Source organism: Oryzihumus sp. (assembly GCF_036391795.1).
Taxonomy (GTDB): Bacteria; Actinomycetota; Actinomycetes; order Actinomycetales; family Dermatophilaceae; genus Oryzihumus.
Genome location: NZ_DASVZH010000286.1, coordinates 1 through 15,519, shown reverse-complemented (window position 1 = coordinate 15,519; position 15,519 = coordinate 1). Strand labels below are relative to the sequence as shown.

The 15,519-nt window shown below is 71.4% G+C and carries 13 protein-coding genes; 11 read left to right on the top strand and 2 right to left on the bottom strand.

What is annotated here, in order from left to right:
* The first annotated feature begins 264 nt into the window (after positions 1-264).
* Genes VF825_RS17740 through VF825_RS17725 form a run of 4 tightly spaced genes read left to right on the top strand, consistent with a single transcriptional unit; the run spans position 265 to position 4,269 of the window.
* Positions 265-1,023: a hypothetical protein gene (locus tag VF825_RS17740; RefSeq protein WP_331115837.1), complete on the top strand. Its 759-nt coding sequence runs from the start codon at positions 265-267 to the stop codon at positions 1,021-1,023.
* Positions 1,020-1,991 carry a sulfotransferase gene (locus tag VF825_RS17735; protein ID WP_331115835.1) on the top strand — a complete coding sequence of 324 codons (972 nt, stop codon included), beginning with the start codon at positions 1,020-1,022 and terminating at the stop codon, positions 1,989-1,991. The genes VF825_RS17740 and VF825_RS17735 overlap by 4 nt, the downstream gene beginning before the upstream one ends.
* Positions 1,988-2,761, top strand: a complete 774-nt coding sequence (locus VF825_RS17730; protein ID WP_331115833.1) for a sulfotransferase — start codon at positions 1,988-1,990, stop codon at positions 2,759-2,761. Before VF825_RS17735 ends, VF825_RS17730 begins: the two co-directional genes overlap by 4 nt.
* Positions 2,761-4,269, top strand: a complete 1,509-nt coding sequence (locus VF825_RS17725) for a hypothetical protein (RefSeq protein ID WP_331115831.1) — start codon at positions 2,761-2,763, stop codon at positions 4,267-4,269. Before VF825_RS17730 ends, VF825_RS17725 begins: the two co-directional genes overlap by 1 nt.
* 12 nt (positions 4,270-4,281) lie before the next feature.
* Here the strand turns inward: VF825_RS17725 and VF825_RS17720 are convergent, their stop codons facing one another.
* A complete protein-coding gene (locus tag VF825_RS17720; protein ID WP_331115829.1) occupies positions 4,282-5,118 on the bottom strand; it encodes a sulfotransferase in 837 nt (278 codons plus the stop codon).
* Between the two features lie 302 nt (positions 5,119-5,420).
* Between VF825_RS17720 and VF825_RS17715 the strand changes: the two genes are divergently transcribed.
* The 7 genes from VF825_RS17715 to VF825_RS17685 all read left to right on the top strand — a co-directional run bounded on the left by VF825_RS17715 (position 5,421) and on the right by VF825_RS17685 (position 14,860).
* Positions 5,421-6,248: a sulfotransferase domain-containing protein gene (locus VF825_RS17715; RefSeq protein ID WP_331115827.1), complete on the top strand. Its 828-nt coding sequence runs from the start codon at positions 5,421-5,423 to the stop codon at positions 6,246-6,248.
* A complete protein-coding gene (locus tag VF825_RS17710) occupies positions 6,245-7,708 on the top strand; it encodes an O-antigen ligase family protein (protein ID WP_331115825.1) in 1,464 nt (487 codons plus the stop codon). The genes VF825_RS17715 and VF825_RS17710 overlap by 4 nt, the downstream gene beginning before the upstream one ends.
* A gap of 18 nt (positions 7,709-7,726) precedes the next feature.
* Positions 7,727-8,767 carry a hypothetical protein gene (locus VF825_RS17705; RefSeq protein ID WP_331115823.1) on the top strand — a complete coding sequence of 347 codons (1,041 nt, stop codon included), beginning with the start codon at positions 7,727-7,729 and terminating at the stop codon, positions 8,765-8,767.
* 11 nt (positions 8,768-8,778) lie between these two features.
* On the top strand, positions 8,779-10,335 hold the full coding sequence (locus tag VF825_RS17700) for a flippase (RefSeq protein ID WP_331115821.1): 1,557 nt from the start codon (positions 8,779-8,781) through the stop codon (positions 10,333-10,335).
* 277 nt (positions 10,336-10,612) lie between these two features.
* Positions 10,613-11,788, top strand: coding sequence for a glycosyltransferase family 4 protein (locus tag VF825_RS17695; RefSeq protein WP_331115859.1), 1,176 nt, complete (start codon positions 10,613-10,615; stop codon positions 11,786-11,788).
* A complete protein-coding gene (locus VF825_RS17690) occupies positions 11,782-12,513 on the top strand; it encodes a hypothetical protein (RefSeq protein ID WP_331115819.1) in 732 nt (243 codons plus the stop codon). The genes VF825_RS17695 and VF825_RS17690 overlap by 7 nt, the downstream gene beginning before the upstream one ends.
* A 1-nt stretch (position 12,514) precedes the next feature.
* Entirely contained in the window at positions 12,515-14,860 is a 2,346-nt protein-coding gene (locus tag VF825_RS17685) for a hypothetical protein (RefSeq protein WP_331115817.1), read from the top strand.
* Between the two features lie 344 nt (positions 14,861-15,204).
* Here the strand turns inward: VF825_RS17685 and VF825_RS17680 are convergent.
* The coding region (locus VF825_RS17680; protein ID WP_331115815.1) for a hypothetical protein at positions 15,205-15,519 on the bottom strand (315 nt) is incomplete at its 5' end.

The following is a 15,519-nucleotide window of genomic DNA, read 5'->3' as shown; positions in this document are numbered from 1 at the left end:
CAGCACAGGTCCACCGGAAGCATCGGGCGAACGCGAAAACATCTGTCTGACAAGGCTTTCCGGTCCAATGCGACAGACCATCAGCACCCCGGACAATCCACGCCCTACGTCATTTGCAGGTTGCCTGTGCATTCCCCGAAACCGGCCTTGTGAGCCCCTTTGGAGGTGTTTCACTGGAGCTCGGTCATCGGCCCGGTGGATGCCACCAGGACGGGAGATGCAGGTGGACAACACACCACTGTCGCAGCGGCCGGGGCGGGCCTCGTGAAGCGCTCACCGGTCGCGACGCTGCGCCGCACCGCGCGACGTGCCGCCACGTGGCGCCCCAAGACCGCGGGCGGGCAGAGCCTGTCCGTGCTCGAGCTCGTGAGCCCGCTGCGCTACGACGTGCTCGTGCGCGCGGACCTGTTCGCCCTGGTCGAGCAGCAGCGCGCCGCCGGCCGGGGCAGCGACGCCGAGGTGGTCGCCGCCGCCCGCGAGGGCGCGTATGCCGTGTGGTTCGAGAAGGTGGCCATGGCGCGGTTCCGCCCGTGGGTGCTGCAGGACCGCGACCTGTTCGAGGCGCAGTTCGCCGAGCGGGTGACGTGCTCGGTGGCGCTGTGGGACTCCTTCCGCTCCGGCGGCTTCGACAGCCGCCACCCGGTAACCCTGCGCGGGGCGCGCGCCGGCCTGCCCACCGACAGCGGCGCCGTGGTGGACCGTCACGTGCACGTCGGCGACGGCGGCCACCGCCTTGCGCTGCTGCTCGCGGCCGGGCAGGACCTGGAGCCGGGGCACTACCGCGTCGACCACCGCCCGATGGCCCGGCTCATCGACAACACCGCCGCCCTGCTCGGGCCGCTGGGGCTGACCGAGGCCGAGCACGTCGCCTTCCTCGCGCACGGTTACGGCGCCGCGGGGGTCAGTGGGGTCACCGACGCCGAGAGCCTCCTCGAACACGTCCGCACCCACCGCCCGGACCGGCTCGGCGAGCTGACCTCCGTGCTGGCCGCCCAGCGCCGCGCCGCGGAGCGTGCAGCATGAGCCCCACCCGCGGCGAGGCCCGCCGCGAGCCCGGCCGCGCGGCATACACCGCGAAGCGGATCGCCCGGCACGTGCACTGGGCGCGCACGGAGGGCATCGGACGGCTCATCGAGGAGGACCGCCTCGACCCGCGCGAGCGGATCGGCACGGCGGTCGCGAAGTGGCGCTGGCGCGGCACGCACGGGGGGGCGCCCGGGACGGCGATGCCGGTCTACGTCGTCGGCCTGCAGCGCTCCGGCACCAACATGCTGCTGCGCGGCCTGGACGCCGCCCCCGAGGTCGAGGTGCACAACGAGAACGACCGCAGGCTGTTCCACCGCTTCCGGATGCGCCCCGACGAGGTGCTGCTCGACGTGGTCGCGCGCAGCCGGCACCGCGTGGTGCTGGTCAAGCCGCTGTGCGACTCCCAGCGGGTCGACGAGCTGCTCGACCTGCCGACCGGCATCCCGGGGCGGGCCATCTGGGTCGTGCGGGACGTCGACGAGCGGGCCCGCTCCGAGGTGTCCAAGTTCGGCGACTCCAACCTGCAGGCGCTCCAGCGGATCGCCCACGGTCAGGCCGACGGCGACTGGCAGGCGGCCCGGCTGCCGGCCGAGGCGGTCGAGCTGATGCGCTCCTTCGACGTCGACGCCATGACGCCGGACTCGGGCGCGGCGCTGTTCTGGTGCGTGCGCAACGGGTTGTTCTTCGACCTCGGTCTCGACACCCGCGACGACGTGCTCCTGCTGTCCTACGACGACCTGGTCCGTGACCCCGAGGCCACGATGCGGCAGCTGTGCGGCTTCATCGACTTCCCCTGGCGCCCGGACCTGTCCGACCACGTGGAGCGCCGCGTCTCGCACGGCAGCCGGCGCCTCTCGATCGACCCGCGCGTGCGGGAGCTGTCCGATGCCATGACCGCCCGGCTGGAGCAGGTGCTCGAGCGCCAGCGTGCGGGCGCCGACCCGGCGGGGAAGGAGCAGGGATGAGTGAGCTGATGAGGCGCCCGATCTTCGTCGTCGGCTGCCAGCGCTCCGGGACGACGATGCTGCGGCTGATGCTGGACAGCCACCCGAACATCGCCTGCGGGCCCGAGACCCGGTTCCTCGCCGACCTGGAGCGGGTGGTCGGCGCGGACTGGAAGCGCCTGTCGCAGTACGGCTTCAGCCAGGAGGAGTGGCTGGCGCGCATCGCAGCGTTCTTCGGCGGGTTCCAGAGCGACTACGCGGCGGCGCACGGCAAGGTCCGCTGGGCCGACAAGAGCCCGCGCTACGCCCTGTCGATGGAGTTCATCACCCGCGTCTTCCCCGACGCCCAGGTGGTGCACGTCATCCGGGACGGCCGCGACGTCGCCGCCTCGCACCGCAAGCGCTTCGGCTACTGGTCCAGCGTGAAGTCGTCGGTGAAGTGGCCGCGCTACATCGCCGCCGCCCGGGCAGCCGGGTCGAGGATGCCCGAGGGTCAGTACCTCGAGCTGCGCTACGAGGACCTGGTCGGTGCCGGCGAGGCCACCCTGCGGCGGTTGTTCGACTTCCTGGGCGAGCCGTGGGACCCGGCCGTGCTGGAGTTCGACAAGCACCGGCACGACGTCCCGCAGCGCTACCACCGGCAGCTCGACGCGCGGCGCGGCGTGGCCGGCACCACCGACGCCGTCTACGCGTCCCGGGTCGGCACCTACCGGCGCGAGCTCGACCCGTTCATGCGCGCACTGCTGTGGCTGACGGCGCGTCCCACCCTCAAGGAGCTCGGATACCTCTGATGCGCGACCCTCGACTCCGACACGCCCTGGCCCTCCTGGCCGCGGCGCAGCTCACCGTCGTCCTCGCGGCCTGCACCGGGGGCCCGGGCTCGGCCGGGCCCACCGGCAGCGCGACGTCGAGCGCACCCTCGGGCAGCCCCGGCGGCACCTCCGGTGGGACGCCGGGCGGCGGAGGCACCGCGTTCGCCCCGGGGGTCAGCCCCCTCGGGGCCAAGTGGGACAAGTCGCGGCTCAACGCCTTCGGCCCCTACCTGGAGTCACTGCGCGGAACGACGACGTTCACCGAGCTCGTCTGGTGCGACATCGAGAAGCAACAGGGACAACGGAACTGGCGCCAGATCGACGACCTCGCCAAGACCGCCCAGCAGCACGGCATCAGCCTGGACATCAAGATCCGGGTCGGCGCCTGCTGGGCCACTGGCGGCCAGGCACAGTTCGTGCGCGGCACCAGGAACAAGACCGAGTCGGCCATGCCGACGGACCTGGGCCAGTACCGCTCGTTCGTCCGCGACGTGGTCGACCGGTACAAGGCCATGGGGGTGCACACCTACGCCGTGGAGAACGAGGTGAACTCCCAGAGCTTCTGGTCGGGGACCCCGCAGCAGCTGACCTCCCTGACCGAGGCCGCTGCCAGCGAGATCCGGTCCGCCGACCCGTCCGCGAAGGTCGCCGACGCGGGCATGAGCAGCACCAGCTACGGCTACGGCATCGCCGACCAGCTGCTCAGCCAAGGCAAGGGCGATGCCGCCGTGCAGGCGTGGAACACCTACTACGCCAAGCGGATCGGTACCCGCGGCGAGCAGATCCCCCAAGTCGGCTCGGTCGACCAGCTGCGCAGCGTCCTAGCCTCGGACCAGGGCCGCCGCAACCTGGCCTACCTCTCGGTGGCCGCCAGCCTGGCGCAGCGTGGCGTCACCGACATCCGCCAGGTGCACTTCTACGAGCCGTGGAACGCCGCCACCCTGCTGACCGGCTACCTGGCGTCGCACACCCCGGCGGGGCACCCGATCGAGGCCTGGGAGGTGGGCAGCTTCTGGAAGAACGCCAACGGCACCGAGCAGGAGCGCACCGACGACATGACCCGCACCGTCGCGCTGCTGCTCGCCGGCGGCATCAGCAGGGTCATCTGGCTGCCACTGGCCACCTCGGCGGACAACAGCGGCAGCACCACCGGCCAGGAGGTGCGCTACGGCCTGCTCGACCCCGACGGGACCATCCGCCCCTCCGGCGTGACCATGCGCGACCTCGTCGTGGCGTCCCGCGGGGCCCGCGTCTCGCCGGTCGCGCGCGGTGCGCTGCAGGGCGTCGCGTTCACCTCCGGCAGTCGCAGCACCCTCGTCCTGTGGAGCACCGGCGGTGACCAGCACGTCCGCGTCGGCGACGGCGCGACGGCCGGCCTGACCGGCACGGCAGCGGCCCCCGTCAGCAGCGGCACGGTCACGGTAGGCAGCTCACCGGTCATCGTGACGACCCGACAGCCGCTGGCGTCGGTCCTCGCCTCGGCCTGAAGGGCGCGCGGGCTACGAGCCCACGGCCGGCGAGCTCGCCGGGGCGTGCGGCCAGTCGCCGCGCACGCCGAGGTCGTCGACGTCGTAGCCGAACGCCGCGATGTCGGCCGCGTGCCGCCGCGTGATGAGCCGCCGCTGGAACGCGCCCGGCGTCAGGCCCGAGCGCATCGAGTCCCACTGCTGCTCGTAGCGCTCGCTGTGGCTGGGCCGGATGGTCCCCGCGGGGAACGGCGTGGCCAGGCCGAGGTGGGCCTGGATCCGGGCCAGCTCCTCCTCGGGCCGCTCGACGAGGTCCTCGTAGCGGACCAGGTGCAGACGCTGCAGGTGCGGGGTGTCCTCCAGCAGCAGCCGGTGGGCCTGCACCCAGTGGGCCACCAGCCCGTCGAGGGTGCTGTAGCGGCGGATGTTGCGCGAGACCAGCCGGCGCCACTTCTTGTTGCACAGGGCGACCACGACCGGGTGGCGCACCACCATGATCAGCGCCGAGCCCGGGTAGAGGGCCTGCAGGAACCGGCCCATGATGAGGTTCGGCGGGGACTTCTCCAGCAGCAGCCTGCGCTCGAGGTCCCAGTACGGCTGCCAGGCGGCGAGGATCCGCCCGGCGTTCTCCGGCGTCACCAGCGGCGAGGACTCGGTCAGGTGCGCCTCGGGGGCGTACGCGAAGTGCCCGGACCCGGCATACACCTTGGCCCGGGGGTAGACCGGCTGGAGGTGCTGTCCCTCGTCGTGTGGCGCACCGGTGCCGGACAGGCCGCTGATGTCCGGGTGCTGGCCGAGGGCATCGGCCAGCGGCGTTGTGCCGCTGCGGTGCAGCCCACCGATGAAGACCAGGCGCTCACCCTCGATCATCCCTCCACTGAAGCACAGGGGGCGGCCGAGCGGCGGCATTTCGGCGATCCCGCGCCCGGGACTGTGTGGCCACTGTGTCTCCGGTCATGCCAAAGGCGTATGGATCCCTCATTCGCTCAACGGGTCCACCGCCTCACGGCCGACCTTAACGTCGAGGGAAGGTCGCATGAATGGACGGACGTGGACATGGTTGGGACGACCAAAAGCTTTGAGCCGGAAGGCTTCTCAGAGACACCTGCGCCGCAGCGCAGGCACCTCGTGAGCCTCCCGGCGATGTTCGATCCGTCGCGAGGGGTGGCCCGGTGAGCCTACGACAGAAGGGGGGGCACCTGCTGGCACCGCTGCGCCCCCTGTTCTCCGGCGGGGGCCGCATGACGCCCGATTTCCTGGTCGTCGGCACCAAGCGCGGGGGCACCAGCTCCCTCTACGACTGGATCAGCAGGCACCCCAATGTCGCTCCGTGTCTGACCCGCAAGGGGACGCACTACTTCGACGTGAACCACGGCCGTGGATTCGCGTGGTATGCCTCGGGATTCGAGCGGTCACGGCCAGACTGGAAGATCACCGGCGAGGCCAGCCCCTACTACATGTTCCACCCCCTGGCACCGGAACGGATCGCCCAGGAGCTCCCGGGCGCCAAGCTCATCGTGTCGCTGCGCGACCCGGCCGCCCGGGCGTGGTCGCACTACCAGCGCGAGCTGGCCATCGGCTGCGAGGACCTGCCGGTGGACGAGGCGTTCGCGCGTGAGGCGGAGCGGCTCGAGGGTGAGGCGGAGCGTATGAGGCGCGAGCCGGGTTACGAGAGCTTCGAGCTCCGTCACCACAGCTACCTGCATCGGGGGCACTACGCCGAGCAGCTCGAGCACCTCTACTCCCTCTTCAGCCCCGAGCAGGTGCTCGTGCTGCAGAGCGAGGCGCTGCTGTCCCAGGCGCATGCGCAGCTGTCCTTGGTCTGGGACTTCCTGGGGCTCCCCCAGGTGCGCCTCCAGGGACTCAACCGGCTCAAGGTCGGCCGCTATGACGCGATGCCGACGAACACGGAGAAATGGCTCGAAGAGTACTTCGCCCCGCACAACGAGCGGCTGTACGCGGTGCAGGGCATCGACTTCCGTTGGGAGCAGGCAGCATGACGACGTTCGACCTGACCACGGATGGGCCGTCGCGCGCCGGCCGGGTGATGACGGTGGTGGCCGCCGTCGTGATGGCAGGGGCGGCTGCCTTCAGCGGCATGTCGTCGACCGGGACCGACAAGCGGCTCGTGGTGCTACCGCTCGCCGCTGTCCTCGCCGGTGTCCTGGCCACCCTGGCGTTCACGCGGTTCGCCGTCTTCGTGCTGCTCATCCTGGGGGTCCGGTCCAGCATCGACCTGGCCAAGCTGAGCGGGCCCTCCAACGGCAACACGATGACCAATACCGCCGTGGCCCGCGGACTCGACCCGTCCAGCATCCTGGCGGTGCTGTTCCTGCTCGCAGCCGCTCTGTGGCTGATCGCGCAGTATGCCCGGACCGGGCACCTCCGCGGGTCACGGCTGCGCCTGGCCCTCGTGTGCTTCAGCCTCACCGGGTTCGTCGGCCTGCCCGGCTCGTCACAGCTGCAGGCCAGCGCGCTGGAGGCGCTGCGGATCCTGTCCGTCGTGATGATGTACATCGTCCTCGAGCAGCTCATCACCACGCCGCAGATGCTGCGCAAGGTGCTCACCGCCGCGTACGCATCGCTGGCCTTCCCCCTGCTGTACCAACTGTTCACGATGGCCACGGGCAACACGGCCTCGGAGGTGAAGGGCAGCTTCACCCGCATCACCGGGCCCTTCACGCAGGCCAACACGTTCGCGCGCTACCTGGCGTTCATGATCGTCTTCGGCGTCGCCGTGCTGCCGCACATCAGCCGCAGGGCCAGGCTCGTGTTGGTGCCGATGCTCGGGCTCTCGTGCGTGTTTCTCCTGCTCACCCTGACGCGTGGCGCGCTCATCGCGGCCGTCATCGGCGTGGTCATCGTGGGTCTGGTCCAACGCAGCAAGGCGATCCTCGGCGGCATGGTCGTGGCGCTTCTGGCCGCTCTCGTCGCCTTCCCCAGCGTGGGCAGCCGGTTCTCCGAGATCGGCACCAGCTCGACCGCGGGAGGTGCGCCGACCGGGAACACGCTCGCCTGGCGCCTGCAGTACTGGACGGAGGTGCTGCCGCTGGCCAATGTCAACCCCGTCACCGGGATCGGGCTGAACGTCACGCAGTACCAGACCGATGCAGCCAAGCAGCCCCACAACGACTTCATCCGCGCGTACGTCGAGACCGGGATCCTGGGCCTCCTGGCATACGTGTCGATGCTCGCCGCCATGGTCGGCAACGCCCGCCGAGCGGTGAGGCGGTCCCGTCCCGGCACCCTCGAACGAGGTGTTGCCGCCGGCGCGCTGGGATGCGCCTGGTGCTACATCATCACCAGCCTCGCAGCGAACGTCATGTCCAACGTGGTCAGCCTCTGGTACCTGATCACCTTCACCGCTGCCGCGGCGTATGTCGCCCGTCAGCGGCCTCTCCCCGACCCCACCAACCCGGCGCTTTCCCAACCAGCGCGCTCGGGTGCTGTCCAGCGCTGAGAACAAAGGAGAACCGCAATGGAGATCGCCGACTACCTTCGCGTCGCCCGACGCCGAATGTGGGTGCTGCTCGGGGTGCCCCTGCTCGCGGCAGCCATCACGTCCATGATCGTGATGGCAGGCCCCACCACGTACACCGCCACCAGCACGGTCGCTGCCCCCGCCCTCATCGGAGGCTCGACGAGCAACCAGTACACGGGAGCACAGGCGGTGAGCCAGTTCGTGGCGCAGTTCGAGGCCACGGCACACGTCCCCGCGGTCGTGGGGGCGGTGAGCAGGCAGACCAAGGTGGCGATGACCGACATCACCGACGGGCTTACCATCACCCAGGTCGGCGCGAGCAGCGTCATGCAGATGGCGTTCACCAGCTCGGACCACAAGGTGGTGCAACCTGTCCTGCAAGGCCTGACGAAGCAGACCCTGCAGACGATGTTTGGCACCCAGGTCCAGCTTGCGCAGGGTCAGGTGGCCACCGCATCGACCAACCTGGCCCAGGCCAACGCTGCCATCGTCGCGTGGGAGAAGGCGCACGGCATGGTCGACCCCACGCAGGTCTACCAGTCGACGCTGCAGCGGCTGAACAGCCTGACCCAGCAGTGGGCGACCCAGTCCGCGAACGGGTCGGCGACCGGAGCCGCGGCCCTCAGCGGGGCGATCGCCTCGGTCAAGGCCCAGCTGCCGGCGTTCGGGCCCTACCTGGCGCAGTACCAGCAGCTGACCTCCTCGCGCGACGCGGCCGCCACCGCCCTGTCGGGGAGCCAGCAGGCGTTGGCGCAGGCCAAGGCTCAGCTGGCGGCGGCCGACCCGTCCCGGGTCGCCTCGATCAGCACCACCGTCCCGGTGAGCCGGACGTCCTCGCTCGTGTCGCTGGTGCTGCCGGTGACGGGCGCGGCGATCTTCCTCGCCATCGCGCTGGTGGCCATGCTCGAGCTCATCAGCCGGGCCCGACCGGCCCGCCTGCAGGCGTCCCAGACGAGCGGGCAGTCGTGGACGCAACAGGAGCGGCTCGATGAGCCTGAGCCGGCCGGGGCCGCGCCCCACACCGCTGTCTCGGGCTGACCAGCCCGGGGATGGCCGCCAGTCGCAGTCCCGTCGGGGCCGGTGCAGACGCCGGCCCCGACGGGCTGCCCCTGCGGGGCATGGCGCGCGGGGGCGGACTCAACCTCGTCGGCGCCGTCTGCAGCCAGGCGGCGCTGTTCGGGATCATGGCGGTGCTGGCCAACGCGCTGGGGAGCGGCGACGTCGGCCGGTACGCCGAGTGCTACGCCCTCCTGTCCTTGCTCGGGCTCCTGTCCCTGGCCGGCTTCCGCTCTGCGTTGACCCGCTTCGTGGCCATCCACCTGGCCGACGAGGACCCGGCCAGCCTGCGCGGCACCGTGCGGTTCGGGCTGGGGCTCACGGTTGCCGGCGCCGCCGTCCTCGGCGCGGGGCTTGCCCTGACAGCCCCGTGGGTGGCGTCCCTGTTCCACGACCCGGGCCTCGCTGCCGGCATCCGGCTGGTGGGGCTGACCCTCCCGGCCGCCACGTTCTCCGACGCCGCGCTGGCAGCCACGCAGGGGTGGCGTACCCAGCGACCCTTCACCTACGTGGGGAGAATCTACGAGCCGGTCATCCGTCTGCTGTTGACAGTCGGGGCTATCGCCGTGGGCCTGGGCCTTCTGGGGACCCTCTGGGCCCTGGTCATCGGCGCGTGGTCAGCCGCCGGTCTCGCCGGCTGGGCGCTGCTGCGTCGCATGCGCCAGACCGCCCACGCCAACCCCGTCTACCGGATCCGCGAGGTCACCAGCTTCTCCATCGTGAGCTGGGTCTCCGCCCTGGCCGCCACTGGCCTTATCTGGGCCGACACGCTGCTGCTCGGCAATCTGCGCACGGCCCAGGAGGTCGGCGTCTACAACGTCGCCACCCGACTCGTGATGCTGGCCGTGTTCGTCATGGCGCCCATCAACGCCGCCTTCGGCCCGCACATCGCGCACCTGCACCACACCGGTCAGGCGGACGCACTCGCGCACACGTACGGCAGTGCCACCGGATGGATCGTGCGGCTGTCGATGCCCGCTTTCGTCCTCCTGGTGGTCTTCCCCGGGGACCTCCTCCGGCTGTTCGGCCATGGCTTCGCCACGGGGGCCACGGTCACCGCGATCCTCGCCGTCGGGCAGCTGGTCAGCGCGGCCGCCGGACCCTGTGGCACGGTCCTCACCATGTCCGGCCGGGTCTGGCTCAACATGGTCGACAACGTCGGGGTCCTGGTCCTCAACATCCTGCTGAACCTATGGCTCATCCCCACCCACGGAGCAATCGGCGCAGCAGTGGCCTGGAGCGTCTCGCTGGTGCTCGCCAACGCGACCAAGCTCCTGCAGGTGCGCTACGTCCTGGGCGTGTCCCCTGCCGGCTCCGGCACCGCGAAGGCCTTTGCCGCCGCCATGCCCGCACTGCTCGTGGCGCTGGTGGTGCACCGCTACCTGCCCGGGTGGGCCTTCTCAACGGTCGTCGGCATCGTTGCGGTCGCGCTGACCTACCTGGCCTCGGTTGCCCTTCTCGGCTTGAGCACCGACGACCGCACCATTCTGCGAGCCGTCAGCGGCCGACACGGCGCGCGGGCCACGGGCACCGCTACGCCAGGTGCATGAGAAGGACGTCATGCAGGGACCGCATCGTCGGCTGCAGATCCTGTAGCCACTCGTCATGCAATCACGGGGACCGCGAATCTCATTGCTGAGCAACGCTTTTCAGGTCCAGCCAGACGTGCGTACCTGCGGCTGGCCGGACCCGGAGGGCACGCACCCTTGACGCGCAGCATGGGAGGGGTCGTTGAGCATCCACCTCAGGACCACACCGGTTCGATCACGACGCCACCGGCGTGCCCACGCCACGGCAACGGCCGCCTGGCGCCCGCTGCGGATCGTGATGATCGGCCAGAAGGGCCTGCCGGCGACCTTCGGGGGGATCGAGCACCACGTGGAGGAGGTCGGGCGCCGCCTGGCCGAGCGAGGCCACCTCGTCACCGTGTTCTGCCGGTCCTCCTACGGGGCGGCGACGGGCGCGGCATACCTGGGCATGGAACTGCGGAGCGCGCCCACGGTGGGTACCAAGCACCTCGACGCCATCGTGCACAGCGCCTCCTCCACCGCCCTTGGTTTGCTGGCGGGGGCGGACATCGTGCACTACCACGGCATCGGACCCGGTCTGCTCACGCCGGTTCCGCACTACCTGTCCCGCGCGAAGGTGGTGCTGACCATCCACGGCCTGGACCACCAACGGGGCAAGTGGGGGCACGCCGCCCAGGCCGTGCTCGGAGCCGGGCACTGGATGAGCGGCCACCTGCCGGACCGCACTGTGGTCGTGTCCCGGGCGCTGGAGAGCCACTACCGGGAGCACTTCAGCCACGGCTGCGACTACATCCCGAACGGCGTCGTGGAGCCGCCGGATCTCCCGGCCCGGCGGATCGTCGACGAGCTCGGCCTGACCCCGGGGGGCTACGCGCTCTTCGTCGGGCGGCTCGTGCCGGAGAAGGCACCCGACCAGCTGTTGCGGGCCTACCGGCGCGTGCCGGGGAACCTGCCGCTGGTCATCGTGGGTGACTCCAGCTTCACCGACGACTACGCCGACCAGGTGCGCGACCTCGCCACGAGAGACCCGCGGGTGATGCTCCCCGGGTTCGCCTACGGAGACCTCCTGGCCGAGCTCTACCGGCACGCCGCGGTGTTCGTGCAGCCCTCGCTGCTGGAAGGGCTACCGCTGACCCTGCTGGAGGCCGCTTCCCACGGCACGCCGGTGGTGGCCAGTGACATCGCGCCACATCTGGAGGTGCTGGGCCTCCCAGCCGCCGGGAGGCGCATCTTCGCCGCCGGGGACGAGGACGGCCTGACGCGCCAGATCAGCTCCGCACTCGAGGGCGGGGAGGCCGAGCGCTCAGGCGCCGCGGCCCTGCGCCATCAGGTGCTGGACACCTACCGCTGGGACACAGCAGTGGACCAGCTCGAGCAGCTCTACCTCCAGGAGGTCCGCGTGGCCCCACCGACCCACCGCCCCCGTCGGCCCGCGTCAGCGCCCGGCGCCAATGTGAGAGGTACCTTATGGTGACCAGACGCCTGCGCCTGCTCGTCGCCCTCGGCGCCGCGGCGACCCTGACCCTGTCCGGGTGCTCGAGCGCGGGGTCCGGCCCAGCGGCTGCGCCGAGCTCCTCGACCGCCTCCGCTGAACCCAGCACCTCCACCTCGACCTCACCCGCGACCGTGGCGCCTGTGTCGCTGACCGCTGGCCAGCAGAAGGTCCTGGCGGCCAACGCCCAGCTCACGACGTCCCTGTTCGCCCTGAGCACAGCGTCAGTGGCCGTGCGGACCGCGAGCAACCTTGCCACGCAGCGCAAGCAGCTCGCCAACGCCGTCGCGGCCGGGCGGACGGCCCTCGCCCGCGAGCGCACAGCCGCCTACGCCACGGTGCGCAACTGCACCGTGGTGCGGAGCAACGAGTCAGCCACGTTGTCCGCCGCGGCGCAGGCGCGCTCGGCGGTCGGCGCGCAACAGGCGGGCACGAGCCGGATGCGTGCCAGCATCACCCCGCTGCGGGCCGCGATGGCCCGCGTGAGTGCCGACCTGGCCGCGCTTCGCGCCGCCCTTGCAGCCGAACCCCACCCGCCGTCGGTGCTGACTGTCGCCGAGGTCCAGCAGGCCCTCACCGCGGCGTCAACGCTCGCCAGCACGACGCTCTCTACGGCCTCGGCCACGGATGCCAAGGGAACCGCGGCCCTGTCCAACGTGGCGCAGATGTCCGGTTCCGCCACCAGCATCGCCTCGAAGGCGTGCTGATGTGACCCACACAAGCCGGACCCGCCTGCTGCGCGGCAGCCCCCGCCGCCGCATCGCCGCCCTCCTCGGACTGGTCATGGCGATGGCGCTACCCGTCGCCGCATCGGCGTCGCCACCCAACCTGAACTACAACCCCGCCCCCGCAGACGTCCCGAGCTGGTGGGGCACCAACGGCCGCGTGATGGACATCGTCGCGGCCGGTGGACGGGTCTACATCGCCGGCGGCTTTGACTATGTCGGTCCGTCCACGGGCTACGGCGTGGGCGTCGACGGCAGCAGCGGCAGCCGGCTCTCCGGCGCACCCCTGGTCGACGGGGTGGTCACCGCTGCCGCGCCCGACGGGTCCGGCGGGTGGTTCATCGGCGGCAGCTTCACCCACGTGGGCGGCGTCTACCGTCCCGGAGCCGCCCAGATCACGGCCGGCGGGAAGGTCACCGCCTGGAACCCCCGGCCTAAGGGCCCGGTCTACGCGATCGCGGTCACCGCCAACGCGGTGGTCCTCGGTGGCGACTTCACGCAGATCGGGTCGACGCCGGTCGCGGCGACGCGGCTGGGAGCCGTCGACCAGTCGGGCGGCGCAGCTGTGCCCGGCTGGTCGGCCACCGCCAGCGCCACCGTGCGCACCCTTGTCACCGTGGGCAGCTCGGTCTTCGCCGGTGGGGATTTCACCGTCGTCAGCGGCCAGACGCGGTACCGCCTGGCCAAGCTGTCAGCCGCGACCGGGGCGCTGGACGGCACCTTCCGCGGCACCGCGTCCGGCACGGTGTACGCCCTCGGGGTCTCGCCGGACGGCACCCGACTCTATGGCGGCGGCACCTTCAACGCGGCCGGCAACGGCACCGCCACCGTGACGGTCACCCGGCTCGCCTCCTGGTACACCTCCAACGCCGGCGTCTCCGGCTGGCGTCCCGCGGCGAACAACACCGTCGAGGCCCTGACCGTGGACCCCTCCGACGGCACGGTCTACGTCGGCGGGCTGTTCAACATGATCGGCGGCATCTCCCGCTCGAGGCTCGCGTCGGTGACTCCGTCCGCGACGATCGGCAGCCTGAACCCCGGCCTCTACGGCTGCAACATCCGGCACAGCACCAAGGACGCCAACACCAACCCGGCCTGCGTCCCGGAGGTCTCCGCCCTCACGCTCAAGGGCAGCCTGCTCTACGTCGGTGGCCGGTTCGGCCAGTCCTGGTCGACCACCCGCCACGACGCGGCGGCGTTCGACGTCCGCACCCTCGCGCTGACCGGCTGGGACCCGGTGTCCGGTGACCGCGTCCGTGCGCTGGCCCCGTCGGGCACCAACGTCTTCGTCGGCGGCGAGATGACCAGCGTCAACGGCGTGGTCCGCAAGGGCATCGCCGCCCTCAAGGCCAGCTCCGGCGCCGTCGACACGTCGTTCAACGCGGACACCGACAACGAGGTCCTCGACCTGCAGCTCTCCGCCGACGGCTCGCGGCTCTACCTCGGTGGCGCGTTCCTGCACGTGCAGGGCCTGGTCCGCAGCCGGATGGCCTCGATCATCACCAGCACCGGTCAGGTGGACCCGTCGTTCAACCCGGTGTTCAACAACCAGGTGCTCGCCCTCGGCTCCGGCGGCAACGCGGTCTACGCGGCCGGCCAGTTCACCACGATCAACGGCATCGCCCACAGCCACACCGTCAAGCTCAGCCCGGTGACCGGGGCCGTCGACTCGACGTTCCAGGCCAACACCTCCGGGCCCACCGGCACCCTCCGGCAGGGGGGCATGGTGCAGGGCCTGGCGGTCAAGGCGGACGGCAGCATGGTCTTCCTCGGTGGACCGTTCACCGCGGTCAACGGTGTCTCCCGCCCCGGGGGCATCGCCGTGGTCAGCGGCATGACCGGTGCGCTCAACGCCCGCCAGCTCGGCGGGGTCCTCGGCTGCAGCACCGTCGGGCCGTGGATCGTCCACCTGTACCTCAGCGACGACGGCACGCGTCTCTACGGTGGCGATGTCTGCCCCGACTACATCTACCAGTGGGACGCGACGTACCTCACCACCTACTCGAGCACGGGCCTGCACTGGCGGACCGCCTGTGACGGTGGCATGCAGGGCGCCCTAGAGGTCAACGGTGACTTCTACTACGGCACGCACGGCAGCCTGTGCCGGGTGGTGCCCACCGGCACCACCACCTCGGCGCGCCAGCGGTATGCCGTGTTCAACGCCTCCTCCGGGGCGTTGCTGCCCGACTCGCCGAGCTTCGACTCCCCGATGGGCGTCTGGTCGTTCGCGGCGGTGCCCAATGGCCTGCTGGTCGGCGGTGACTTCACCTGGGTCGCCAGCCCGAGCCGGGTGCAGCAGGGGCTGGTGCTCTTCACCGGCACCCCCTGATCCACGGCCTCAGCCACCCACAGCGGCCGGCCCCGTCACCCGTCATCGGTGGCGGGGGGGCCGGCCGCCGCCGCGTGCCCGCTCCCACCGTTCGGACGGCCAACCCCTCGGCCCCCACCCGTCCGCCCCCTCCCCGGTCCATCCCGCTCCACCCGACCCGTCCTAACCCGTCCCGCTCCACCCGTCCGGGTCGCGCCGCCCGATCCCACCGCGCCACAGGGGGTGCGCGCCCCCGAAGGCCACACCCGGCATACCCGCTCACGCAGGGACCCTCGCACCCGGCGAACTGCGGGCACGACACCGCCCGGGAGGCTGGGTGGCCTCCCGGGCGGTGCGTTGCCGGGCTACGACGTGGGCGCGAAGACCGCCAGGTGGGCCACGGCGGCCCCGTTCACCGTGGTGAAGTCACCGCCGACCCACAGGCGGTGGGTGGCCGGGTCGACGGCCGCCGCCCACACCCCGAGCGGGCTGTTGAGCGCCGGGTTCCAGCTGGTCAGGCTCCCCGAGGACAGCGACACTTCGAACAGCTTGCGTCGGGCGAGGTTGGTCGAGCACATGAACGGGCTGCCCGAGCCGGTGTTGCCGACGCAGTAGTTCGTGAAGTGCCCCCCGGCGTACACCGAGTCGCCGTCGACCGCCACGCCCTGCACGCCGCCGTC

Excerpts from the sequence above, each read along its gene's own strand:
- VF825_RS17735 (WP_331115835.1), top strand. The coding sequence starts at position 1,020 with ATGAGCCCCACCCGCGGCGAGGCCCGCCGCGAGCCCGGCCGCGCGGCA.
- VF825_RS17720 (WP_331115829.1), bottom strand. The coding sequence starts at position 5,118 with ATGATCGAGGGTGAGCGCCTGGTCTTCATCGGTGGGCTGCACCGCAGC.
- VF825_RS17690 (WP_331115819.1), top strand. The coding sequence starts at position 11,782 with ATGGTGACCAGACGCCTGCGCCTGCTCGTCGCCCTCGGCGCCGCGGCG.
- VF825_RS17710 (WP_331115825.1), top strand. The coding sequence starts at position 6,245 with ATGACGACGTTCGACCTGACCACGGATGGGCCGTCGCGCGCCGGCCGG.
- VF825_RS17725 (WP_331115831.1), top strand. The coding sequence starts at position 2,761 with ATGCGCGACCCTCGACTCCGACACGCCCTGGCCCTCCTGGCCGCGGCG.
- VF825_RS17730 (WP_331115833.1), top strand. The coding sequence starts at position 1,988 with ATGAGTGAGCTGATGAGGCGCCCGATCTTCGTCGTCGGCTGCCAGCGC.
- VF825_RS17695 (WP_331115859.1), top strand. The coding sequence starts at position 10,613 with ATGATCGGCCAGAAGGGCCTGCCGGCGACCTTCGGGGGGATCGAGCAC.
- VF825_RS17705 (WP_331115823.1), top strand. The coding sequence starts at position 7,727 with ATGGAGATCGCCGACTACCTTCGCGTCGCCCGACGCCGAATGTGGGTG.
- VF825_RS17700 (WP_331115821.1), top strand. The coding sequence starts at position 8,779 with ATGGCCGCCAGTCGCAGTCCCGTCGGGGCCGGTGCAGACGCCGGCCCC.